Here is a 21,777-nt window from a genome sequence, read left to right as displayed (position 1 = left end):
CGGAAGCTTGACGGCAGTTCGTTAGAGACCGGACGCGGGCAGGGCCGCGATCAAGGCCAGCAGCCCGTCCTCGTCGAGCAGGTCGGCCGGGCGGACCGTCACCCCGTCTCGGACGTAGAAGAACGCGGCGCCGACCTGCTCCAGCGGCACGCCGCGCAGCTCCGACCAGGCCAGCCGGTACGCGGCGAGCTGCACCGCCGCGGCGGTCGCGTCGGCGCCGGTGGGCTGGGCGCCCGTCTTCCAGTCCACGACGTCGAAGCGGCCGTCGGGATACGCGTAGACCGCGTCCATCCGCCCGCGGACCACCACCCCGGCGACGACGGAGGCGAACGGCACCTCCACGTCCAGCGGCACCCGGTCGGCCCACTCCCCCGCCAGGAACCTGGCCTGCAGCTCGGCGAGGGCCTCGTCGGGCGCGGCACCCTCGTCGGCGGCGCCGGGCAGCTCGTCGAGGTCGAGCAGCCGCTCCGCCTTGAACCGCTGCTCCAGCCAGTGGTGGAACGCGGTCCCCCGGCGCGCGTACGGGTCCGGGCGCGACGGCAGCGGCCTGCGCAGCGTCCGAGCCAGCCGCTGCGGGTCGCGGCGCAGCGCCACCAGCTGCGACACCGACAGGTGCCCGGGCAGCACGACCTCGACCGGAGCGTTGAGCTGCGGCGTGATCCGGGCCCGCTCCGCCAGCAACAGGTCCGCCTCCGCCGCCCAGCGCTGCCCCGACCCGTCCGCCAGGACCTCGTCCGGCCAGTCCACTTTCGACGTTTGCGGCATATGTACGACTGGCGCCACCCCGACGCCCTTACCGGCCACGACCGGGCTCGAATCGTCCGCATCCGACGCGACACCCCGCGCAGCCGACGGGCCTGGCGCGGAAACGCCCCCTCCGTCCGCAACGTCCGTCCCGACCAGCGCGGAAACGTCTCCTTCGTCCGCAACGTCCGTCCCGACCGGCGCGGAAACGCCCTCTCCGTCCGCAACGTCCGTCCCGCCCGGCGCGGAGACGTCTCCTTCGTCCGCAGCGGCCGTCCCGACCGGGCGCGGGTCGTCCACGTCCGACGCGAAGGACGGTGCCGCCGGCACCTGCACGGAAGCCACCCCGTCCTCAGCGGCGACCGTACCGACCGCCGCGGAAGCCAACTCGTCCTCAGCGGCGAGCGTCCCGACCCCCGCGGGAGCCAACTCGTCCTCAGCGGCGACCGTCCCGACCGCCGCGGAAGCCAACTCGTCCTCCACGGCGAGCGTCCCGACCGGCCCGGTGGACGCCCCTGCCTCCGCGACGACCGGCACGGTGGCCGTCTCCGCTGGTGGCGGCGAAGGTGGCGCGGTGAGAGCGGCGGTCGCTGCCCGTACCATCGCCGCCGCCGCTTCGAGAAGAGGCCGGCGGGCGCCGAGGGGGTCGGCGGGCCAACTGGCGCTCGGCACCTGCTCGGCCGTCGGGTTCTGCGCGTCGGGGGCGGGAGCGTCGGCCCAGGCGTCGACCATGCCGGCGCCGGACGCACACCGCTCCCGGATCTCGTCGAGGAAGACTGACGGCCCGCGGGCCCGCTTGACGCCGTCGCCCCACCAGTAGCCGCTGGCCAGCAGCAGCCGGCGGGGGCGGGTGACCGCCACATAGGCCAGGCGCCGCTCCTCGCGCACGTCGTGGTGGCGCCAGTCCTCGGTGAACGCCTCCAGCCGGCGCACGACCCCCTTGATGTCGGCGGCCGCCGACAGGTCCAGGACCGGCAGCCCCCCGCTGTCGCCGCGCAGCGGGAAGGGCAGCACGCCCAGGCCGCGCAGCCAGTGGTCGCCGGCGTTGCTCGGGCCGGGGAACACGTCGGCGCAGAGGCCGGCGACCGACACCACGTCCCACTCGAGGCCCTTGGCGGCGTGCGCGGTCAGGATCTGCACCGCGCCGGAGACGACCTCGACCTCGCCGGGCGCGAGGCCGCGCTCCTCGTTCTCCGCGGCGGCGAGGAACGCCAGGAACGCGCCGAGGGTCGCGCCCTCCGACTCGCCGGCGAAGCGGGCCGCGATGTTGCTGAACGCGTCGAGGTGCCCGCGGGCCAGGCCGGCGTCGCCGGGCCGGGCGGCGACCTCGACGTCGAGGCCGGTGGCCCGCTCGATGTCGGCGACGAGGTCCGGCAGCGGCTGGTCGAGCCGCCGGCGCAGGCGGCGCAGCTCCGCGCCGAGCGCCGCGAAGCGGGCGAACCCGGGCTCCGAATACGCGGCCGCGTCGCCGAGATCGTCGAGGGCCTCCACCAGGACCGCCTCGTCGAGCCGGTCGGCGAGGGCCGGCTCCTCGTCCTCCGGCCCGGCCCGGCGGGCGGCGGCGATGGCGCGGGCCCGGCGGTACAGGGCGACGAGGTCACGCGGCCCGATCCGCCACCGCGGGCCGGTCAGGATGCGCAGCAGCGCCGCGCCCTCGGCAGGGTCGGCGAGGACCCGCAGGACGCTGACGACGTCACGGACCTCGGGCGTGTCGAGCAGCCCGCCGAGCCCGACGACCTCGACCGGCAGGCCGCGGGAGCGCAGCGCGTTTTCCAGCGCGGGGATCTGCGCGCGGGTGCGGACCAGCACCGCCGTCGTCGGCCGGTCGTCGACCGGGATGTCGAGCGGGAACGTGTCGGGCGCGACCTTCGCCGCGAGCCGCCACGACGCGACGATCCGGTCGGCGACCCAGGCGGCCTCGCCGGCATACGTGTCGAGCAGCGCGCAGTGGACGGTCGCGGTCGACGCCGGCTCGGCGAGCACGTCGGCCGGGGCGAGCTCGGCGACGCGGGCCCCGTGCGCCCGCAGCGGCGCGGAGATCGTGTTGGCGACGTCGAGGATCTCGGGCCGGTTGCGCCAGCTGGTGGTCAGCGTCAGCTCGCCGGCGGGGTCGCCGGCCACGGTCGGGAACTCGGTCGGGAACCGCTCCAGGGTGCCCGCGGACGCGCCCCGCCAGCCGTAGATCGACTGGCAGGGGTCGCCGACGGCGGTCACCGGGTGGCCGCCGCCGAACAGCGACCGCAGCAGCACCACCTGCGCGTGGCTGGTGTCCTGGTATTCGTCGAGCAGCACCACCCGGAAACGGTCCCGCTCGACGGCGCCGACCTCGGGATGCGCGAGCGCGACCCGGGCCGCCCTGGACAGCTGGTCGCCGAAGTCCATCGCCTCCAGCAGCGCCTTCTTCTCCTGGTACTGCCGGATCAGCGGCAACAGCTGCAGCCGGGCCTGCTGCCGGGACAGCACGTCACGGACCGGCTTGGCCATCTTGCCGGTCTTGCCGCTCACCTCGGCGAAGAACCGCCCGGTCCACGCGGCGACGTCCTCCGGCTCCCGCAGGTGCTCGGCGAGGTCCCCGGCCAGGTGCAGCACCGCGTCCACCACGGTCGACGGCGCCGACGCGACCGCCGTCATGTCGCCGTCATACCCGCGGACGACGGCGTCGGCGAGCTGCCAGCACGCGGCCTCGGTGAGCAGCCGCGTGCTCGGCTCGAAGCCGGCCCGGACACCGTGCTCGCGGACCACCCTCGCCGCATACGAGTGGTAGGTGGCGACGGTCGGCTCCCCCGCGATCAGGTCGTCGCGCCCGAGCCGCCGCACCAGCTGCCCGAGCCGCTGCCGGATCCGGTGCGACAGCTCGCCGGCCGCCTTCCTGGTGAACGTGAGCCCCAGGATCTGCTCGGGGCGCACGTGCCCGTTGGCGACGAGCCACACCACCCGCGCCGCCATCGTCTCCGTCTTGCCCGACCCGGCGCCCGCCACGACGAGCAGCGGCTCCACCGGCGCCGCGATCACCGCCGCCTGCTGGGCGGTCGGCGCCGGCTGCCGGAGCAGCTTCGCCAGCTCGACCGGCGGGAAGCTCACCCGCGCGGCGCCGGTGCTCTGGTGCTCGGTCTGGGTCATGTGACGTGCCGGCCTTTGCCCGAGACGGGGCAGGAGGTCTTGACCGGGCAGACGCGGCACTTGTTGTTGACGACCGCGTTGAAGGTGGAGGCCGCCATGGTCTGGGCGGTCTTGCGGACCAGCGCCTGCGCCCAGTTGGGGTCGCCGGACTCGCCGAGCGGGGCCTGGACCTGCTCGCGGGCGGCATTGGTCTCGCCGCCGAGCTGGACCAGGGAGGCGCCGCCGGAGACGGTGGACTCCTCGAAGGCGCCCAGCTCGATCGCCGCCTGGTAGGCCGCGAGCTGCGGGTGCTCGGCGAGGTTGGCGTTGGCGGGGATGGACTTGCCGGTCTTGAGGTCGACGACGACGAGACGGCCCTGCTCGTCGAGCTCGAGCCGGTCGACGCGGCCCTTGATCTCGACGGGGCCGTCGGGGTCGGCGAGCTCGACGAGGAAGTCCTGCTCGATCGCGACGAGGCGGCGCGGGTTGCCGGCGAGCCAGCCGATGAGCTTGTCGAGCATGGTCTCGGCGCGGTCGCGCTCGCGGCCGGCGAGCCAGCGCGCGGAGAGCTCGATCGCGTCGAACCGGTCGGCGACATAGGCGACGAGCTGGGCCCGGTCGGCGGTGGCGTCGGAGGCGAGCATCGCGGCGGCGTGCACGAGGTTGCCGATCGACTGCTCGGGCGACGGGGCCAGCTTCCCGCCGTGCCGCTCCAGGAGCCAGCGCAGGCTGCACCGGTCGACGCTCTCCACGGTCGACGGGGTGACGGTCACCGGCTCGCCGGCGTCGACGAGGGGGCGGTCGTCGGACAGCGGCGGCAGGCCCCACCAGCTGTCGGGGTCGGCGCCGGGCACCCCTTCGGCGGCGAGCCGGGCGAGGATCGCGGCGGCCGCGGCGCGGCGGCCGGCGGAGGCGTCGGGGTCGATCAGGGCCACCCGCAGCTCGGCGACGAGCGTCGGCAGGGTCAGCGCGCGGGGCGGCTCGAACACGGCGCCGCCGCCGGCGTCGGCATCCGGGTCGAGACCGGCCAGCTCCAGCAGGAAGCGGCTCGGCTGCTCCTCGCCGTCGCCGGAGGCGACCGCGGTGACGAGGACCTGCTCGCGGGCCCTGCTGACGGCGACGTAGAAGAGGCGGCGCTCCTCGTCGAGCAGCGCCGACAGCCGGCCGATCGTCTCCATGGTGCGGCCGGCGAGGACCTCGACGAGCAGCTCCGAGCCGAGCACGCTGCCGCGCAGCCGCAGGTCGGGCCAGACGCCCTCCTGCACGCCGGCGACGGCGACGACGTCCCACTCGAGGCCCTTCGCGGCGTGCGCGGTCAGGATCCGGACGGCGTCGCCGCGGTCGGCGGACGGGGCGAGCGAGTCGGCGGGCAGGTCCTGCCCCTCGACGTGGTCGAGGAAGACGGCGATGCCTGCGCCGGGGAGCCGGTCGGTGAAGCGGGCCGCGGCGTCGAAGAGCGACACGACGGCGTCGAGGTCACGGTCGGCGGCGGCGCCGCGGTGGCCGCCGCGGGAGCTCAGCGCCGTCCACCGGTCGGCGAGGCCGCTGCCCTGCCAGGCGGTCCACAGCACCTCCTCGGCGGTGGCGCCGGGCCGGGCCGCGGCGTCGCGGACGGCCCGCAGCAGCTGCCCGACGGTGCGGGCCGGTGCCGCCCACCGCCGCTCGACCTCGGCGAGCTCGCCCGGGTCGCGCAGCGCCCGCAGGAGCAGGACCCCGGACGGGCGGCGGTCGCCGGCGGCGAGCGCGAGGGCGCGCAGCCCCTGCCGGAGGCGCCGCTCGGCGAGCGGGTCGGCGCCGCCGAGCGGCGAGTGCAGCAGCGCGATCGCGGCGTCCTCGTCGAGCCGGTCGGCGTCCAGGGCGCAGCGCAGGAGCAGCAGCAGCGGCGCGATCGCCGGCTGCAGGTGCAGCGGCAGGTCCTCGGCCTCGGTGACGGTCGGCACGCCCGCCGAGTGCAGGGCCCGCTGCAGCGGCGCGAGCTGCCGGGCGGTGGAGCGCACCACGACCGCCATCCGCGACCACGGCACGCCGCGCAGCAGGTGCGCCTCGCGGAGCCGGTGCGCCAGGAACGCCGCCTCCGTCGTCTCCGAGCCGAACGTCGCGGTCTCCACCGTGCCGCCGGGTCGGGACGCCTCCAGCTGCCGGTGCCGGGACGGGCCGCGCAGCCGCGACGCGACCCGCCGGGTCGGCGCGAGCAGCCCGTCGCCGAGCCGGCGCGAGCCGGGCAGGATCACCTGCGGCGCGGGCCGCCCGCCGGCGGTGCGGAACCGGTCGGGGAAGTCGGCGACGATCCCCGGGTCGGCGCCGCGGAACGCGAACGTCGAGGAGTCGGGGTCGGCGAACGCGACGAGGTGCGCGCCCGAGCCGGCGATCAGGTCGAGCAGCTCGATCTGGGCGGGGTCGGTGTCGGGCAGCTCGTCGAGGTAGACGCACTCGATCCTGCGCCGCTCGGCGGCGAGGAGGTCGGGCTGGTCGGCCAGCAGCCCCGCCGCGGCCCGCACCAGCTCCGCGTAGTCATAGGCGACGGCGCCCCGGCCGGCCGCGTCACGCAGGGCGAGGACCTGCAGATACTCCTCGAAGAACGCGGCCGCGGCGGTCCAGTCGGGGCGCTGGTGCACGACCGCGAGCCGGGCCAGCCCCTGCGGGCCGACGCCACGCTCGACGGCGCGCAGCAGCAGGTCGCGCAGCTCGGTCGCGAACGCGCGGGTGCCGAGCGCGCCGCGCAGCGCCTCGGGCCACGGCGCCCGCGAGTCCTGCAGCAGCTCGCGGATGACGAGGTCCTGCTCGGGGCCGGTGAGCAGCCGCGGCGACGGCTCGCCGCGCTCGACGGCGGCGCGGCGCAGCAGCCCGAACGCATAGCCGTGGAACGTGCGGACCATCGGCTCGGCGGTGGTCCGCAGGCCCGCCGCGCGGCCCAGCCGCGCCTCGATCGTGTCCCGCAGCCGCACGGCGCCGCGCCGGCCGAACGTCAGCACCAGGATCCTGTCGGGCTCGACCCCTTCGGCGACCCGCGCGGCGACGGCCTCGACGAGCGTGGTCGTCTTGCCGGTGCCGGGGCCGCCGACGACGAGCAGCGGCCCGGCCGTGTGCTCCACGACGAGCCGCTGCCACGGGTCGGCCTCGATCGCGACCGCCGCCGGGGCGGGGCGCCGCACCAGACGGAAGGCACGGCGGGGGGCAGCGGTCGCGGTCACGCCGCTATGCAATCACGACCGTCCGACAATTCCTCCGAGGAGGCTCGCCTCCAGCAGGTCGAGTGACTCCGGCACGTCCCGGGAGATCAGCAGCATCGTCATCGCCGACGGGCGGACGAACTCCTGGGCGGCGAGGCCGCGCAGCCACTCGAGCAGGCCGGCGTAGAAGCCGTCGGCGTCGAACAGCAGCACCGGCTTGCGGTGCAGGTCGAGCATGGCGGTCGTCCACACCTCGAACAGCTCGTCGAGGGTGCCGAGGCCGCCGGGCAGGACCACGAACGCGTCCGCCTTCTCGATCATCATCGTCTTGCGCGACGCCATGCCGTCGGTGACGACGAGCTCGTCGGACTTCGTGTCGGCGACCTCCAGGTCCACGAGGGACTGGGGGATGACACCGTAGGTGCGGCCGCCGCCGTCGCGGGTGCCGTCGGCGACGGCACCCATCATGCCGACGCAGCCACCGCCGGAGACCAGCTCGTGACCGCGCCGGCCGATCTCGACGCCGAGCTGGTGGGCGAGGTCGAGCCAGCGCTGGTCGAGCCGCTGCGACGAGGCGCAGAACACACCGATCGCCGCCATCAGCCGCTCGTCTCCCGCGCGGTCCGGCGGGCGGAGGCCGCCTCGATCTCCTCGGATCCGGCGTCCACGATGTACTGGACGGCCTGGTCGACGTCGTCGGTCAGGTACAGCAGGCCCAGGTCCTCGGGACCGATCTTGCCGTCGGCCTGCATGGTGTCGCGGAGCCAGTCGACCAGCCCCTGCCAGTAGCTGGTGCCCATCAGCACCACCGGGAAGCGGGTGACCTTCTTCGTCTGCACGAGCGTCACCGCCTCGAACAGCTCGTCGAGGGTGCCGAAGCCGCCGGGCAGCACGACGAACGCCTGCGCGTACTTGACGAACATCGTCTTGCGGGCGAAGAAGTAGCGGAAGTCGATGCCGAGGTCGACCCACTCGTTGAGGCCCTGCTCGAACGGCAGCTCGATGCCCAGGCCCACCGACAGCCCGCCGGCCTCCGTGGCGCCCTTGTTGGCCGCCTCCATGACGCCGGGGCCGCCGCCGGTGATGACCGCGTAGTTCACCCGGGCGAGCGCCGCGCCGAGCTCCTCGCCGAGCTGATACTCGGGGCTGCCGGGCTTGCTGCGGGCCGACCCGAAGACGCTCACGGACGGTGGCAGGTCGGCGAGGGTGTCGAAGCCCTCGACGAACTCGCTGAGGATCCGCAGCGCCCGCCACGCGTCCTTCGTCTTCCACTCGCCGCGCAGGTGCGAGTCGAGCAGCCGCTGGTCGGCGGTGCTCGGCGGAATCGAGTCGCGGCGCAGCGTCACCGGTCCGCGGTGCCGCTCGCGCGGCTGACTGGTCCTACCCTCGGTCATGGTCCCCACCGTACGTGGATGTCGTGATGCAATGCAGCCATGGGGCGTCGGCGGGGACTGGTCGTCGCACTGGCGGTCGCGGTCACCGCCGGTGTCGGCGCGGTCTGGTACGGGTTGGGCACGGCGGCGGTGCCGGACGGCACGATCGCAGCCCAGCCGTCTCCTTCGGACTCACCGTCCCCTTCGCCGTCCCGTTCGCCGTCGCCGTCGCCGGAGCCGTCGCCGACGCCCTCGCCGGTGGTCACCGCGGTCCCGGCGAGCGGCACCGGGAAGTTCGACTACAGCGCCGTCGCGGGCGAGCGGACCGGTGGGGCCGGACGGCTGGTGCGGTACACGGTCGCAACCGAACAGGGTTCAGGGGTCGATCCGGAGGAGTTCGCGGTGGCGGTACACGCGACGCTGGGAGATCCGAGAAGCTGGATCGCCGGTGGCCGGGTCTCCTTCCAGCGGGTGCCCGGCGGGCAGCCGAGCGAGCTGACCGTGCACCTGGCGACCCCCGCCACGACCGACTCGATGTGCGCGAGGCGGGGCGTGCGCACCCGCGGCGAGGTCTCCTGCCGCGGCGGGCGCGACGTGATCATCAACCTGAAACGGTGGCGGCTCGGCGTCCCCTGGTATCCGGTGCTCGGCGACTACCGGGACATGGTCGTCAACCACGAGGTCGGTCACTTCCTCGGCAACGGCCACGCGGTCTGCCCGCGCAAGGGCGCGCCGGCGCCGGTGATGGCGCGGCAGACGTTCGGTCTCGAGGGATGCGAGCGGAACCCGTGGCCGTACCCGGACGGCAGGACGTTTGTGACGGGACCGCCCGCACCGCGGTGATCAGGTCGTTCGTCGGCCATCGGTGAGAAATCGGGAGCAGAGGGCAACGTTCGCCGGTTTCATCGCGTCATTCCCGATATACCGGACGGCAAGGTGTAGGGGGTGACCGGCATGACACGTGCGGAGCACGACCGTCGCAGGCGGCAGATGAACCGGCGGATCCGCGAGGTGCTCGCGGTGCGCCGCCTGCTGGCCGCCCTGGGCCCGCAGGTCGAACCCCCGGATCCCTCAACGCACGAGCGCTGAGGCCGGTTACGGCGTCCCGCGCGGCCTTATTCGCCTGCCGTCAGCCAGCGCCGCACCACATCGGCGCCCTCGACGATCTTGTCGAGCTCGACGTGCTCGTCCTGCTTGTGGGCGAGGTTCGGGTCACCGGGGCCGTAGTTGAGCGCCGGGACGCCGAGGGTCGCGAATCTGGCCACGTCGGTCCAGCCGAGCTTCGCCCGCGGCGGCTGCCCGATCGCGGCGAGGAACTCCCGGGCCGCCGGCGCGTCCAGGCCCGGCAGCGCGCCCGGCGCCGAGTCGACGATCTCCAGCTCGAAGCCGGCGAGCACCTCCTGTACATGAGCGGCGGCCTGCTCCTCGGAGCGGTCGGGCGCGAACCGGAAGTTGACCTCGACCACGCACTCGTCGGGGATCACGTTGCCCGCGACGCCGCCGCCGATCCGGACCGCGTTCAGTCCCTCGCGGAACTCGCAGCCGTCGATGACGACCGTGCGCGGCTCGTACACCTGAAGGCTCCGCAGAATCGGCGCGGCCTTGTGGATCGCGTTGTCGCCGAGCCAGGAACGGGCCGAGTGCGCGCGCCGGCCGGTGGTGCGGGCGAGGACCCGCAGCGTGCCCTGGCAGCCCGCCTCGACGAGGCCGTGCGTCGGCTCCAGCAGCAGCGCGAACGACGCGTCGGTCAGCAGCTCCGGCCGCTTGTCGGTGAGGATCTTCAGCCCGTTGCGCGCCGAGTCGACCTCCTCGCACTCGTAGAAGACGTAGGTGACGTCGTGGCGAGGCGCCTGCTCGGTGACCGCGAGGTGCAGCGCGATCGCCGTGCCCGACTTCATGTCCGACGTGCCGCAGCCGTGCATGAGGCCGCCCTCGGTGCGTGACGGCCAGTTGTCGTTGAGCGGGACCGTGTCGAGGTGCCCGGCGAGCACGACGCGCTCCGGCCGGCCCAGCTCGGTGCGCGCGACGATCGTGTGCCCGAAGCGCTCCACCTTCAGCCCCGTGCCGCCGAGTGCGTGCTGGACCTGGTCGGCGATCTCCGCCTCGTCGCCGGACACCGACTCGATGTCGACGAGGGCTCGGGTCAGGGCCACCGGGTCTTCGAGCACGTCACGCGTCAGCATGCCCATACCCTAGATGCGGTAGCGTTCGGTCACGTGACGACCGCCTACATCGACTCCCCCGCCTGGGGACTTGGCCTGGCCACCGTGGCCTCCTCGGGTCAGGTCCTGGACGCCTGGTTCCCCACCGGTCACCTCGGCCTCGGCGCGCTTCCGGCCGAGGTGCCGGCGCTCGCCCCGGCCGGCGCGGCGCCGCTGCCGTCGCTGTCCGTCGAGGTGGTCCGGGTCGAGATCGGCTCCCTGGGCGACGCACCGGCCTCCACCGCCGACGCCTACCTGCGGCTGCACCTGCTCTCGCACCGGCTCATCCAGCCGCACCAGGCCAACCTCGACGGGCAGTTCGGGCTGCTCGCCAACGTCGCGTGGACCTCCGCCGGCCCGTGCCTGCCCGACCAGGTCGACGAGCTGCGGCTGGCCGAGCGTCTCGCGGGGCGCCGGCTCAACGTCTTCGGCATCGACAAGTTCCCGCGCATGGTCGACTACGTCACGCCGTCCGGCGTCCGCATCGCCGACGCGGACCGGGTGCGCCTGGGCGCCCACCTGGCCCCCGGCACGACCGTCATGCACGAGGGCTTCGTCAACTTCAACGCGGGCACCCTGGGCACCTCGATGGTGGAGGGCCGCATCTCCGCGGGCGTCGTGGTCGGCGACGGCACCGACGTCGGCGGCGGCTCCTCGATCATGGGCACGCTCTCCGGTGGCGGCAAAGAGGTGATCCGGCTGGGCGAGCGCTGCCTGCTGGGCGCCAACGCGGGCATCGGCATCTCGCTCGGCGACGACTGCGTCGTCGAGGCGGGCTGCTACATCACCGCCGGCTCGAAGCTCACCCTGCCCGACGACCGGGTGGTGAAGGCGCGCGAGCTGTCCGGCATGTCCAACCTGCTGTTCATCCGCAACTCGGTCTCGGGCCGTCTCGAGGTCCGCGAGCGGGCGGGCCGCGGCATCGAGCTGAACGCCGCGCTGCACGCCAACTGACGCCGGCTTCCCCATGATCCGGTAGAGAAATCGCCGCTCTGGCGACAACATCTCTACCGGATCATGGGATTCGGCCTTACCGCAGGCGCTTCGCCGCTTCGGTGATGCGCTCGTCGGTCGCGGTCAGGGCGGCCCGGACGTGCCGGCTGCCCTCCGGGCCGTAGAACGCGCCGGGCGCGGTCAGGATGCCGCGCTCCGCCAGCCAGGCCACCGTGTCCCAGGAGTCCTCGTCGCGGGTCAGCCACAGGTACAGGCCGGCCTCGGAGTGCTCGACGGTGAACCCCGCCGCGGTGAACGCCTCGCGCAGGGCCGCACGGCGGCCGGCATAGCGGTCGCGTTGCTCCTGGACGTGCGCCTCGTCGCCGAGGGCCGCCACCATCGCCGCCTGGACCGGGGCCGGGACGATCATGCCGGCGTGCTTGCGGACGGCGAGCAGCTCGCCGACCAGGGCGGGGTCGCCGGCGACGAAGCCCGCGCGATACCCGGCCAGGTTGGAGCGCTTCGACAGCGAGTGCACCGCGAGGACGTTGTCGAAGCGGCCGTCGCAGACCGACAGGATCGAGACCGGCTCGGCGTCCCACGGCAGCGGCAGGTAACACTCGTCGCTGGCCACGACGGCGCCGCGCTCGCGGGCCCAGTCGACGACCTTGCGCAGGTGGGCGGCTGGCAGCACGCGACCGGTCGGGTTGGACGGCGAGTTGACCCACACGAGGCGGACCCGCGCCGGGCCGAGCGCCGTCAGCGAGTCGGACCGCACCACGGTCGCGCCGGTGAGCTGCACTCCGGCCTCATACGTCGGGTAGCAGACCGATGGGATGACCACGGTGTCGCCGGGACCGAGCCCGAGCAGCGTCGGCAGCCACGCGACCAGCTCCTTCGAGCCGATCGTCGGCAGCACGCCGAAGCCGTCGCCGGCCGGCGCACACCACTGGGTCACCCAGGCGCGGATCGCGGCCCGCAGCTGCGGGGTGCCGGCGGTCAGCGGATAGCCGGGCGAGTCCGACGCCGCCGCCAGGGCAGCACGGATCGCCGCGGGCACCGGATCGACGGGCGTGCCGATCGACAGGTCGATCAGCCCCCCGGGGTGCTCTGCGGCTCTGGCCTTCGCCGGCTCCAGGCGGTCCCACGGGAAGTCCGGAAGCCCGGCGGCGAGCGAGCGCCGGGCGGCGGGACTTCCCGTGTGCGAGACGTTGCCGGTCAGTGGTCGTGCTCCTGCGGCGGCAGGCCGGCGACGAACGTCGCGTCCTTCTCGACCTTCCCGACCTTCGACGCGCCGCCGGGCGAGCCCAGCTCGTCGAAGAACGAGTAGTTCGCGCCGACGAAGTCCTTCCACTTCTCCGGGACGTCGTCCTCGTAGAAGATCGCCTCGACCGGGCACACCGGCTCGCAGGCACCACAGTCGACGCACTCATCCGGGTGGATGTAGAGCATGCGGTTGCCCTCGTAGATGCAGTCGACAGGGCACTCCTCGATGCACGCCTTGTCGAGCAGGTCCACGCAAGGTTCGGCGATGATGTATGTCACGGGTCGCCCTCTTTCGCACCTGAGGCTGCCAACGTGGTTGGCGAACCCCGCCGCATCCCTACCGCGGCGGTACGAGCCTAGTATCCCGCCGTTCTGGAGGTGCAGCGTGCTCGGTCCACAGCATGTGGGAAGTCGGGTCGTCGTGCGCCGCATCGTGGGACAGCGCGGCGATCGACCCCTCTACTCGGACATTCTGGGCCGACTCGTCGAGATCACCGAGACGCATCTCACAGTGCGTGGGCGGACCGGCGCCGTCCGCGTTCCAATCGCTGAGATCCACAGGGCCAAGCCCGTGCCCGACCGGCGCCGCCTCACGCCCACCGAGTCCCTGGAGGTCGCCGCCGCGGCCGGCTGGCCCGCGGGCGAGCGCGACCAGCTCGGCGACTGGCTCCTGCGCGCCACCGACGGCTGGACCATGCGCGGCAACTCGGCCCTCCCGGTCGGCGACCCCGACCTGCCGCTGCCCGATGCCGTCGACGCGGTTTCGCGCTGGTACGAGCAGCGCGCCCTCCCGCCGGCGATGAGCGTCCCGCTGCCGCTCTTCCAGCGCATCGACGACGAGCTCGACCGCCGGGGCTGGACCCCGATGCCGCTGACGCTGCTCATGACCGCCCGCCTCGCAGACCTTCCGGCCACCGCCGATCCGCAGGTGACGCTCGACGCCTCGCCGTCGGACGAGTGGCTGACCGCCGTCGCCGGCCGGAAGGGCCCGCTGCCCCCCTCCGCCCGCGGCGTCCTCACCGGCGTGGCGGCCGTCCGGTTCGCCTCGCTGCGCGACCCCGCCGGGGTCCTGCTGGCCACCGGCCGGGGCTGCGTCGCCGACCCCGACGGCCGCTGGCTGGGCCTGTCCCTGATCGGCACCGACGAACGCGCCCGGCGCCAGGGCCTCGCCCGGCGCGTCCTCGGCACCCTGACCGCGTGGGCCGTGGAAGCCGGCGCCACCGACGCCTACCTGCAGGTGGAGCAGCGCAACACGGGAGCGGTCGCCCTGTACGAGAAGCTCGGCTTCACCACGCACCACGTCTACCAGACACGGGTCCTGCCCACCGGCTGACTGGTCACGACGTCCCTGATCGAAGCCGTCGTCCTTCGATCTTGATCCAGGCAGCGGAGCCGGACGGCGTGCGGGCGAGCTACGCGAGCTACCGGGCCCGCCACCGCGCCGTCCCACGACGGCCTCACAGACGGTCGGCGACGGGCACCGGAGCCGCCGGCTTCTGCGGTCCGCGACCCGCGCCGGCATTGCAGGCCGCGACCCGCGCCGGCTTTGCGGTCCGCAACCCACGTCGGCTTTTGCGGTCCGCGACCCGCGCCGGCATTGCAGGCCGCAAACCCACGCCGGCTTTGCGGGCCGTAACCCGCGCCGGCTTTTGCGGGCCGCAACCCGCCGGCCACGTCGCCGGGCAGGGCGAGGGCGGGCCGGCTAGCGGCGGACGATGCGGCGGGGCTTGGTGCCGGCGCGGTCGATGTACCGCTTCCACGACTGCGACCGGTAGTCCCAGCCGAGCGTCATCAGCGCGAGCACGCCCAGGACCGCGCCGATGGCGGAGAGGCCGACGAAGTAGAAGAACTGGCGGAAGACGAGCCCGACGCCGTCGCCGAACGGCGTGGCGCCCGACACGAACGGCCCCACCAGCACCGCGAGCACGCACGCGGACACCACGGCGATGCCCAGGTCGGCCACGAGGCGGAGCATGGGGTGGCGGCGCCCGTACCAGAACGCGACAGGAATCATCACGGCACCGACGGCGAACAGCGCCCACAGGCCGATCGTGACCTGCTTGTCGTCGTCGGTGCCGGCGGCGAACCGCACGACCAGCCGCGCGACGACGTTGACGAGGAAGAGTCCCCCGGCGATGAGGCCGACAGGCAGCCAACGCTCCTTCATCACAAGCCTCCGCTGATGTTCGCTCCCCGTGCGCCGCCGAGGGTCACGGACGGTGCGGGAACGTGTCTACCTTTCCCACGCTCTGTGGCGCAAGGGGCGTTGCCTTCGAGTTCGCTGAGCCCGCGACCCGCTGCCGCAGCGCCGTGACGTAGATGCCGATCGCGAACGCCAGCGGCCCCGCGAACAGCGTCAGCAGCCCCACCCAGTTGTCGTTGGTGATGAGCAGGTCACCCTCGGTGGTGCGGCCCGCCGCTAAGATCCACACAACGCACCAGGCACCCGCCGGCAGCAGCGCCGCGAACCGCCGGCCCGTCGTCGTGAACGCGAACCACCCGAGCATCGGATTCGTCACCAGCGCCAGCACCAACGCGAGCGGGATCCGCATGTTGCTCTTCCCGGGGCCGGACAGCCCGAGGTCGGACAGCCGCAACGGCGCCAGGAACGCCTCGAACACCGCCAGCGCCACCGCCAGCAGCACCGCGACGACCAGCCCGCCGATCGTGATCACGATGTCGAGCGACCCGCCGGCCACCTCGGGCTTCGGCGCCTCTTCGCCACCGGGCACGTCGAACCCACTGTCGGGCGCATAGGGCTCCACCCTGCCGCCCGGACCGTCCCCACGAACCGCGGGGTCGTCCCCGCCCGCGGGAGCGCTGACATCGCCCGCCGCCGGCCCCTTCCTGAGCACGGGTCCGCCACCGACCGCAGGGTCGCTCCCGCCCGGGGTGGCACCCGCCGGACCGCCCGCGGTGGCGCCGGCTGGACCGCCCCCGGCAGGACTGGCGCCGCCCGCCGCTGGACTCTTGCCGAGCACGGGTCCGCCACCGACCGCCGGACCGTCCCCGACCACCGGGCCGCCCTCCGCCGAGCCGCTCCCATTCGCCGGAGCACCGTCTCCCGCCGGGCCGCTCCCGGCCGCGACAGCGCTGGCGCCCGCCGCGATGGCGTCGGCGCTCGCCGGCTTGGACAGGTCTGCCCGCGCGGCGCCGGACTGGCCGGCGCGCGGTGCGGTCACCGCCTTCCGCTTCGTCACGACGCCGCGGTCTCCAGCTGCGGGGCGGGCGCCTCGATGTCCAGGCCCGCGAACAGGTCCTCTTCCCAGCCGTGCGGCCCCACGCCGGGGCCCTTCACGCCACGGGCGAGCTGGTAATACTCCACGCCCATGAACTCGGCGCCGAAATTGCCGGCGATCGCGAACAGCCACGACGTCGGCGGGATCTGCGTCGCGTGGGCGCGCAGCGCGGCGGTCTTCTCCTCGGCGAACTCGTGCCCGTCGAGGCGGGCCGCGATCTCGTGGTCGGCGGTGCCGAAGGGCAGGTCCTCGGGCTTCTCCACGTCGGCGAACGGGTTGTCCGACGAGTCGCGGAACTCCCGCATGCCGGCCTCCAGGACGCTGCGCGGGACCGCGGTCCAGTAGACCTTCGCGGGCGCGATGCCCTCGGCGTCGGCCAGCTCGACGGCCCGCATCAGCACCCGGTGCGCCTGGATGTGGTCGGGGTGGCCATAGAAGCCATTGGGGTCATAGGTGACGGCGACCTGCGGGCGGACCTCGCGGATCACCTCCAGCAGCTCGGTCGCGGCCGCGTCGAGGTCGGCGCCCCAGAACGCGCGGGGGTGCTCATTCTGCGGGGTGCCCATCATCCCGGAGTCGCGATAGCGCCCCGCGCCGCCGAGGAACCGGTGGTCGGTGACCCCGAGCCGGCGGCACGCCTCCTCCAGCTCCGCGATGCGATAGCCGCCGAGCTGGTCGGCCGCACCCGCGGCGAGCCCGGCGAGCTCGGGCCGGTGGATCTCGCCCTCCTCACCAAGCGTGCAGGTGATCAGGGTGACGTGCGCGCCGGCGGCCGCATAGTGGGCCATCGTCGCGCCGGTCCCCATCGACTCGTCGTCGGGGTGCGCATGGACGAAAAGGATGCTCCGAGCACTCACAGCGCCAACTCTACGACGTGCGTATGACACTTCCCCCGCGGCGCGGCGCCGGTGGAGCATGACAATCGGGCCGCTTCGGGTAAACATTCCGGGGTGGACTATCCGGAGTTGGCCGCGCGCACCCGACGCTTCTCCTATGGCGCTCCGCGCGCCGTGACGGTGACCTCGGACGGGGCGCGGGTGGTGTTCCTGCGCTCGTCAGGCCCCGAGGACAGCCGCGACGCCCTGTGGGTGTTCGACGTGGCTGACAGGGCGGAGCGGCTCCTCGCCGACCCCGCCGTCCTCCTGAGCGTCGAAGCCGACCTTCCGCCCGCGGAGCGGGCCCTGCGCGAGCGGCTGCGGCTGTCGGCGGGCGGCATCGGCTCGTACGCCATGGACAGCGCCGGCGTGATGGCCGTCTTCCCGCTCGGGGGGCGCCTCTTCCGGGTGGACCTGCTGACCGGGGACCTCACGGAGCTGCGCACGGCCGGGCCCGCCGTCGATCCGCGACCGGATCCGGCGGGGCAGCGGGTGGCGTACGTGACGGGCGGCGCACTCCGTGTGATCGAGCCCGACGGGACCGACGCGGTGCTGGCCGGCGAGGAGGGCGTGACCTGGGGCCTCGCGGAGTTCATCGGCGCGGAGGAGTTCCATCGCTTCCGGGGCTACTGGTGGTCGCCGGACGGCCGCAGCATCCTGACCGCCCGGGTCGACGAGTCGCGGGTGCCGCGCTGGCACCTGCATGACCCGTCGCAGCCGGACCAGCCGCCGACGACGGTGGCGTACCCGCACGCCGGCGCGACCAACGCGAAGGTCACCCTGCACGTGCTGGACCTGGACGGCGGCTGGGTGGACGTGCACTGGGACCGGGAGACGTACCCGTACCTGGTGGAGGCCTCGTGGACCGAGCAGGGCGGCCCGCTGCTCACGGTGCTGCGCCGCCTGCAGCAGCACGGCCTGGTGATCGCGGTCGACCCGCGGACCGGTGAGACGCAGGTGCACGCCGAGCTCGCCGACCCGCGCTGGGTCGAGCCGGTCCCCGGCACCCCGCAGCACCTGGCCGACGGCCGGGTCCTCGTCGGCGGCGAGCTCGCGCACGACGGCTACGACGCGCGCTGCCTGTTCGCCGACGGCAGCCTGCTGACGCCGCCCGACCTGTACGTGCGGCGCGTCGCCGGCCGTCTCGCCGGCGACCTCGTCGTCGAGGCCAGCGAGGGCGAGCCGAGCGAGCAGCACGTGTTCCGCGTCCCCGTCTCGCACGCCGGCGCGCAGGCGCAGCGGCTCACCTCCGAGCCGGGCTGGCACGTCGCGCACGCGGCCGCCCGCACGGTGGTGATCGGGTCGCAGACGCTGGAGCACGCCGGTTGGCAGTACACCATCCGCCATGACGACGCAGAGATCGGCACCATCGCGTCGCTCGCCGCGACACCGCCCTTCGCCCCGAGGCCGGTGCTGGAGCGGGTCACCGACCGGAGGCTGCCCACCGCCGTGCTCTACCCGCGAGGGCACGTCGCCGGGCGGAAGCTGCCGGTCCTCGTGGCGATCTACGGCGGGCCGGGCCACCAGGAGGTCGTCGCGGCGCGGGCCCGATGGCTGGAGAAGCAGTGGTGGGCCGACGCCGGGTTCGCGGTCGTCACGATCGACAACCGGGGCACCCCCGGCGTGTCGCCGACATTCGAGAAGGCGATCCACCGGCGCTTCTCCGACGTCATCCTCACCGACCAGGCCGACGCCCTGCAGGCGCTCTCGGAGAAGCACCCCGACCTGGACCTGGACCGGGTCGCGATCCGCGGCTGGTCGTTCGGCGGCTGGCTGTCCGCGCTGGCGGTGCTGCGCCGCCCGGACGTCTACCACTGCGCGGTCGTCGGCGCGCCGGTCACCGACTGGGCGCTGTACGACACCGCATACACGGAGCGTTACCTGGGGCTGCCCGCGGACGCGCCGGAGGTGTACAGCCACAACTCGCTGATCGAGCTGGCCGCCGAGCCGCCGGTGCGCCCGGAGGACGCCCGGCCGATGCTGCTCGTGCACGGCCTCGTCGACGACAACGTGGTCGCCGCGCACACGCTGCGCCTGTCGGCGGCGCTGCTCGCCGCGGGCCGGCCGCACTCGATGATCCCGCTGACCGGCGCGACGCACATGGCCGCGGGCGGGCTGGCGGAGAAGCTGCTGCGCATCGAGCTGGACTTCATCCGGCGATCCGTATCCTGACGTCGCCGCCGAGGCGGCCCTCCTTCGGTTCCCTGGTCACCGCGCCGCTCTGCAGCAGCGCGGTGACCACCTTGACGGCGTCGGCGGCGCGGTACACCGTCTCCGTGAGGGCGAACCGCTTCAGCTCGGTGACGGACCTGTCGCCGCCGCGCAGGTAGGTCAGGAGCTCGCGCCGCAGCGCGCCCGGGTTCGGGTCGAGGGTGATGTCCATGAGGTGACCTTCTGGGTCATTGGGGTCGCGGTACCGGACGCCGGCGTACTCGTCGAGGGCCCACATCTCGTTCTTGAACGCCTCGAGGCTCTTCGCCGACCGCGTGCCGAAGCCGATCGTCCGCTCCGCCTGCGGTCCGACCAGCGTCACCGCGGTGGTGAGCTCGAAGTCCCGCAACCGGTCCCGCGGCACATCGACGGCGATCACCTCGGCGGGCCTGGCGTCGGCGACGACCGCCGGGTCGATCCCCTCGATCATGGACAGCAGCGGGCCGGACCTCGCGCCGAGCGCCTTCAGCAGCACCGCCACGTCGCCGGACATGACGTGCACCGACAGCTCAGCCGGTGTCTGCAGCTCACGTTGTACGGCGCTGAGCCGTTGCTCGAGTCCCTTCGCCGCCGTGACGTACAGCAGTGTCAGCCGCTTTCTGGACAACCGGTCTCCGAACTCGGCGCAGGCCCTCAGGGCCGCCTCCGCGATGTCACCGTCCAGCTCCGTCGCGGAGCCGTGCAGGAACGTCGCGCCGTGCGGCGAGTGCACCGCCCCCGGCACCCAGAGGTCGAGGTAGCGCACGAGCAATTCGCGGGTGACACCGGCGATCGACATGCTCTCTTTCTACGGCAGGCGTAGCGTTTCCGGCATGACCGCGCTTCTCGGCAGCGACGAGGTGACCGCTGCCCTCGCCAACCTCGACGGCTGGGCCGGCGACACATCCGGCATCGAACGCTCGGTGAAGGCCGGGACGTTCCTCGACGGCATCCGGCTGGTGGCCGAGGTGGCCCACGTGGCCGAGCAGGCCGACCACCACCCCGACATCGACATCCGTTGGCGGACCGTGACCTTCCGCCTGGTCACCCACAGCGAAGGCGGCGTGACCAGTAGGGACATCGCCCTCGCCGGCCAGATCAACGACCTGATCGGATAGGCGCTTTCGTTCCGGGCCCGAAAAATGTCGTAGCGGGTCGGTAGTGTCCAACCATGACCCACTTCGACGTGGCAAGTGCGGCGGTTGAAGCGGCCCTCGCGGCCGGGGCTCGGTATGCCGACGCGCGGGTGATGCACCGGCGGTCCGAGTCGATGAGCGCGCGCAACGGCGCGATCGAGGACCTGAGCCAGTCCGAGGACGCCGGCGTCGGCGTGCGGGCGCTGGTCGGGTCGAGCTGGGGGTTCTTCGCCCTGCCCGACCTGGGGCGCGACGCCGCGCGGCGGGCGGGTGAGCGGGCCACGGCGATCGCGCGGGCGTCGGCCTCGGTGCCCGGGCCGCCCGTGGACCTGGTGGAGATCGAGGCCCGCACCGACTCGTGGGCGAGCGCGTGCGAGGTCGACCCGCTGGGCGTGGCGCTGTCGACGAAGGGCGACCTGCTGACGGGCGCGACGGCGGAGGCGCACAAGGGTGGCGCCGACATCGCCGAGGGGCTGTATCAGATCTGGGACACGCGCAAGTGGTTCGTGTCGTCGCAGGGGCACCGCATCGACCAGCACATCCGCGAAGCGGGGGCGGGCATCTCCGCGACGGTGATCGGCGACGGGGAGACGCAGCGCAGGTCCTATCCGTCGTATCGCGGGCAGTATGGGACGAGGGGCTGGGAGCTGGTCGACGAGCTCGACCTGACGGCGCACGCCGCCCGGATCGCCGACGAGGCGCGGGCGCTGCTGTCGGCGCCGCAGTGCCCGGCCGGCGAGACGACCCTGATCCTGGGCAGCGAGCAGATGGCGTTGCAGATCCACGAGTCGGTGGGGCACGCGATCGAGCTGGACCGGATCCTGGGGTGGGAGGCGGCGTTCGCGGGGACGAGCTGGCTCGACCTGGCGCAGCTCGGCCGGCTGCGCTATGGCTCCGAGCTCATGAACATCACGATCGACCCGACGATCCCGGGCGCGCTCGGCTCGTTCGGCTATGACGACGAGGGGACGCCGGCGCAGCCGCGGCACGCGGTCCGCGACGGGATCTGGGTGGGCACCCTGGCCGGCCGGGAGTCGGCGGCGGTCGCGGGCCTGGACTATGCGGGCAGCGTGCGGGCCGACGGCTGGGCGCGGCTGCCGATGGTGCGCATGACGAATGTCGGGCTGACCCCCGGGCCGCACACCCTCGAGGAGATGATCGCCGAGACCGCCGACGGCGTGCTGATGGACCTCAACCGGTCCTGGTCGATCGACGACAAGCGGCTCAACTTCCAGTTCGGCTGCGAGGTCGGCTGGGAGATCAAGGACGGCAAGCTCGGGCGGATGCTGCGCAACCCGACCTACACGGGCATCGGGCCGAAGTTCTGGGGCTCGATGGACATGCTGGGCTCGGAGACGACGGCGTGGGGCACGCCCAACTGTGGCAAGGGCCAGCCGGGCCAGATCGGGCACACGGGCCATCCGGCCTCGGCGGCCCGGTTCCAAAACGTGCGGGTGGGGGTCAGGGGATGAGCGGCCAGCGGAGCGGCTCGGGCCGCTCATCATGTGACAGGTTCGGCTCAGGCCGACGCCGCAGCGCAGCGGAGGTGGC

General features: G+C 73.8%; 18 protein-coding genes. 7 read left to right on the top strand and 11 right to left on the bottom strand.

Annotated elements, in window-relative coordinates; all coding sequences use genetic code 11:
- Positions 1-21 precede the first annotated feature (21 nt).
- The 4 genes from AB0I21_RS25245 to AB0I21_RS25230 are packed head-to-tail and all read right to left on the bottom strand — an operon-like array spanning position 22 to position 8,407.
- On the bottom strand, positions 22-3,864 hold the full coding sequence (locus AB0I21_RS25245; protein WP_360564666.1) for a UvrD-helicase domain-containing protein: 3,843 nt from the start codon (positions 3,862-3,864) through the stop codon (positions 22-24).
- Positions 3,861-6,995, bottom strand: coding sequence for an ATP-dependent DNA helicase (locus AB0I21_RS25240; RefSeq protein WP_360564701.1), 3,135 nt, complete (start codon positions 6,993-6,995; stop codon positions 3,861-3,863). Before AB0I21_RS25240 ends, AB0I21_RS25245 begins: the two co-directional genes overlap by 4 nt.
- Positions 6,996-7,046: 51 nt before the next feature.
- On the bottom strand, positions 7,047-7,613 hold the full coding sequence (locus tag AB0I21_RS25235) for a TIGR00730 family Rossman fold protein (RefSeq protein WP_360564664.1): 567 nt from the start codon (positions 7,611-7,613) through the stop codon (positions 7,047-7,049).
- A complete protein-coding gene (locus AB0I21_RS25230) occupies positions 7,613-8,407 on the bottom strand; it encodes a TIGR00730 family Rossman fold protein (protein ID WP_360564662.1) in 795 nt (264 codons plus the stop codon). Before AB0I21_RS25230 ends, AB0I21_RS25235 begins: the two co-directional genes overlap by 1 nt.
- Positions 8,408-8,446: 39 nt before the next feature.
- Here AB0I21_RS25230 and AB0I21_RS25225 point away from each other — a divergent pair, with 39 nt between their 5' ends.
- Together AB0I21_RS25225 and AB0I21_RS25220 are read left to right on the top strand one after the other, a co-directional pair.
- Positions 8,447-9,229: a DUF3152 domain-containing protein gene (locus AB0I21_RS25225; RefSeq protein WP_360564660.1), complete on the top strand. Its 783-nt coding sequence runs from the start codon at positions 8,447-8,449 to the stop codon at positions 9,227-9,229.
- 111 nt (positions 9,230-9,340) lie between these two features.
- Positions 9,341-9,475: a hypothetical protein gene (locus AB0I21_RS25220; protein ID WP_344503737.1), complete on the top strand. Its 135-nt coding sequence runs from the start codon at positions 9,341-9,343 to the stop codon at positions 9,473-9,475.
- Between the two features lie 26 nt (positions 9,476-9,501).
- Here the strand turns inward: AB0I21_RS25220 and dapE are convergent, their stop codons facing one another.
- On the bottom strand, positions 9,502-10,569 hold the full coding sequence (dapE, locus tag AB0I21_RS25215) for a succinyl-diaminopimelate desuccinylase (protein ID WP_360564658.1): 1,068 nt from the start codon (positions 10,567-10,569) through the stop codon (positions 9,502-9,504).
- Between the two features lie 33 nt (positions 10,570-10,602).
- On the opposite strand from dapE, the gene dapD reads away from it, so the two are divergent.
- On the top strand, positions 10,603-11,541 hold the full coding sequence (gene dapD, locus AB0I21_RS25210; protein WP_360564656.1) for a 2,3,4,5-tetrahydropyridine-2,6-dicarboxylate N-succinyltransferase: 939 nt from the start codon (positions 10,603-10,605) through the stop codon (positions 11,539-11,541).
- Positions 11,542-11,617: 76 nt separating this feature from the next.
- Here the strand turns inward: dapD and dapC are convergent, their stop codons facing one another.
- Together dapC and fdxA are read right to left on the bottom strand one after the other, a co-directional pair.
- Complete coding sequence (gene dapC / locus AB0I21_RS25205; protein ID WP_360564700.1) at positions 11,618-12,742, bottom strand: succinyldiaminopimelate transaminase; 1,125 nt, start codon at positions 12,740-12,742, stop codon at positions 11,618-11,620.
- A complete protein-coding gene (gene fdxA / locus AB0I21_RS25200; protein ID WP_344503740.1) occupies positions 12,739-13,065 on the bottom strand; it encodes a ferredoxin in 327 nt (108 codons plus the stop codon). Before fdxA ends, dapC begins: the two co-directional genes overlap by 4 nt.
- A gap of 106 nt (positions 13,066-13,171) precedes the next feature.
- Between fdxA and AB0I21_RS25195 the strand changes: the two genes are divergently transcribed.
- Positions 13,172-14,119 (top strand): GNAT family N-acetyltransferase, encoded by a 948-nt coding sequence (locus tag AB0I21_RS25195; protein ID WP_360564654.1) that lies wholly within the window; start codon positions 13,172-13,174, stop codon positions 14,117-14,119.
- A 369-nt stretch (positions 14,120-14,488) separates the two neighbouring features.
- Here AB0I21_RS25195 and AB0I21_RS25190 read toward each other — a convergent pair whose 3' ends face one another.
- From AB0I21_RS25190 to mshB, 3 genes are all read right to left on the bottom strand, one after another.
- Positions 14,489-14,953, bottom strand: coding sequence for a hypothetical protein (locus AB0I21_RS25190; RefSeq protein ID WP_360564652.1), 465 nt, complete (start codon positions 14,951-14,953; stop codon positions 14,489-14,491).
- 43 nt (positions 14,954-14,996) lie between these two features.
- On the bottom strand, positions 14,997-15,551 hold the full coding sequence (locus AB0I21_RS25185; RefSeq protein ID WP_360564651.1) for a hypothetical protein: 555 nt from the start codon (positions 15,549-15,551) through the stop codon (positions 14,997-14,999).
- A gap of 431 nt (positions 15,552-15,982) precedes the next feature.
- Entirely contained in the window at positions 15,983-16,882 is a 900-nt protein-coding gene (gene mshB, locus AB0I21_RS25180; RefSeq protein ID WP_360564650.1) for an N-acetyl-1-D-myo-inositol-2-amino-2-deoxy-alpha-D-glucopyranoside deacetylase, read from the bottom strand.
- 93 nt (positions 16,883-16,975) lie between these two features.
- On the opposite strand from mshB, the gene AB0I21_RS25175 reads away from it, so the two are divergent.
- On the top strand, positions 16,976-19,072 hold the full coding sequence (locus tag AB0I21_RS25175) for a prolyl oligopeptidase family serine peptidase (protein WP_360564648.1): 2,097 nt from the start codon (positions 16,976-16,978) through the stop codon (positions 19,070-19,072).
- On the opposite strand, the gene AB0I21_RS25170 is transcribed toward AB0I21_RS25175, so the two are convergent.
- The gene (locus tag AB0I21_RS25170) at positions 19,050-19,889 is read right to left on the bottom strand and encodes a hypothetical protein (RefSeq protein ID WP_360564647.1); all 840 of its coding nucleotides are present in this window, start codon (positions 19,887-19,889) and stop codon (positions 19,050-19,052) included. The two genes, AB0I21_RS25175 and AB0I21_RS25170, sit on opposite strands and share 23 nt — an antisense overlap.
- 34 nt (positions 19,890-19,923) lie before the next feature.
- Here AB0I21_RS25170 and AB0I21_RS25165 point away from each other — a divergent pair, with 34 nt between their 5' ends.
- Both AB0I21_RS25165 and AB0I21_RS25160 read left to right on the top strand, forming a co-directional pair.
- Entirely contained in the window at positions 19,924-20,208 is a 285-nt protein-coding gene (locus tag AB0I21_RS25165; protein WP_360564645.1) for a 4a-hydroxytetrahydrobiopterin dehydratase, read from the top strand.
- A gap of 53 nt (positions 20,209-20,261) precedes the next feature.
- A complete protein-coding gene (locus tag AB0I21_RS25160; RefSeq protein ID WP_360564643.1) occupies positions 20,262-21,698 on the top strand; it encodes a TldD/PmbA family protein in 1,437 nt (478 codons plus the stop codon).
- Positions 21,699-21,777: the final 79 nt, after the last annotated feature.

It is taken from the genome of Dactylosporangium sp. NPDC050588 (genome assembly GCF_040654975.1).
GTDB classification, from domain to species: Bacteria; Actinomycetota; Actinomycetes; order Mycobacteriales; family Micromonosporaceae; genus Dactylosporangium; species Dactylosporangium maewongense.
This window is presented reverse-complemented; position numbering and strand designations above follow the sequence as displayed.

Excerpts from the sequence above, each read along its gene's own strand:
- AB0I21_RS25245 (WP_360564666.1), bottom strand. The coding sequence starts at position 3,864 with ATGACCCAGACCGAGCACCAGAGCACCGGCGCCGCGCGGGTGAGCTTC.
- AB0I21_RS25235 (WP_360564664.1), bottom strand. The coding sequence starts at position 7,613 with ATGGCGGCGATCGGTGTGTTCTGCGCCTCGTCGCAGCGGCTCGACCAG.
- AB0I21_RS25230 (WP_360564662.1), bottom strand. The coding sequence starts at position 8,407 with ATGACCGAGGGTAGGACCAGTCAGCCGCGCGAGCGGCACCGCGGACCG.
- AB0I21_RS25225 (WP_360564660.1), top strand. The coding sequence starts at position 8,447 with ATGGGGCGTCGGCGGGGACTGGTCGTCGCACTGGCGGTCGCGGTCACC.
- AB0I21_RS25220 (WP_344503737.1), top strand. The coding sequence starts at position 9,341 with ATGACACGTGCGGAGCACGACCGTCGCAGGCGGCAGATGAACCGGCGG.
- dapE (WP_360564658.1), bottom strand. The coding sequence starts at position 10,569 with ATGCTGACGCGTGACGTGCTCGAAGACCCGGTGGCCCTGACCCGAGCC.
- AB0I21_RS25190 (WP_360564652.1), bottom strand. The coding sequence starts at position 14,953 with ATGAAGGAGCGTTGGCTGCCTGTCGGCCTCATCGCCGGGGGACTCTTC.
- AB0I21_RS25170 (WP_360564647.1), bottom strand. The coding sequence starts at position 19,889 with ATGTCGATCGCCGGTGTCACCCGCGAATTGCTCGTGCGCTACCTCGAC.
- AB0I21_RS25165 (WP_360564645.1), top strand. The coding sequence starts at position 19,924 with ATGACCGCGCTTCTCGGCAGCGACGAGGTGACCGCTGCCCTCGCCAAC.
- AB0I21_RS25160 (WP_360564643.1), top strand. The coding sequence starts at position 20,262 with ATGACCCACTTCGACGTGGCAAGTGCGGCGGTTGAAGCGGCCCTCGCG.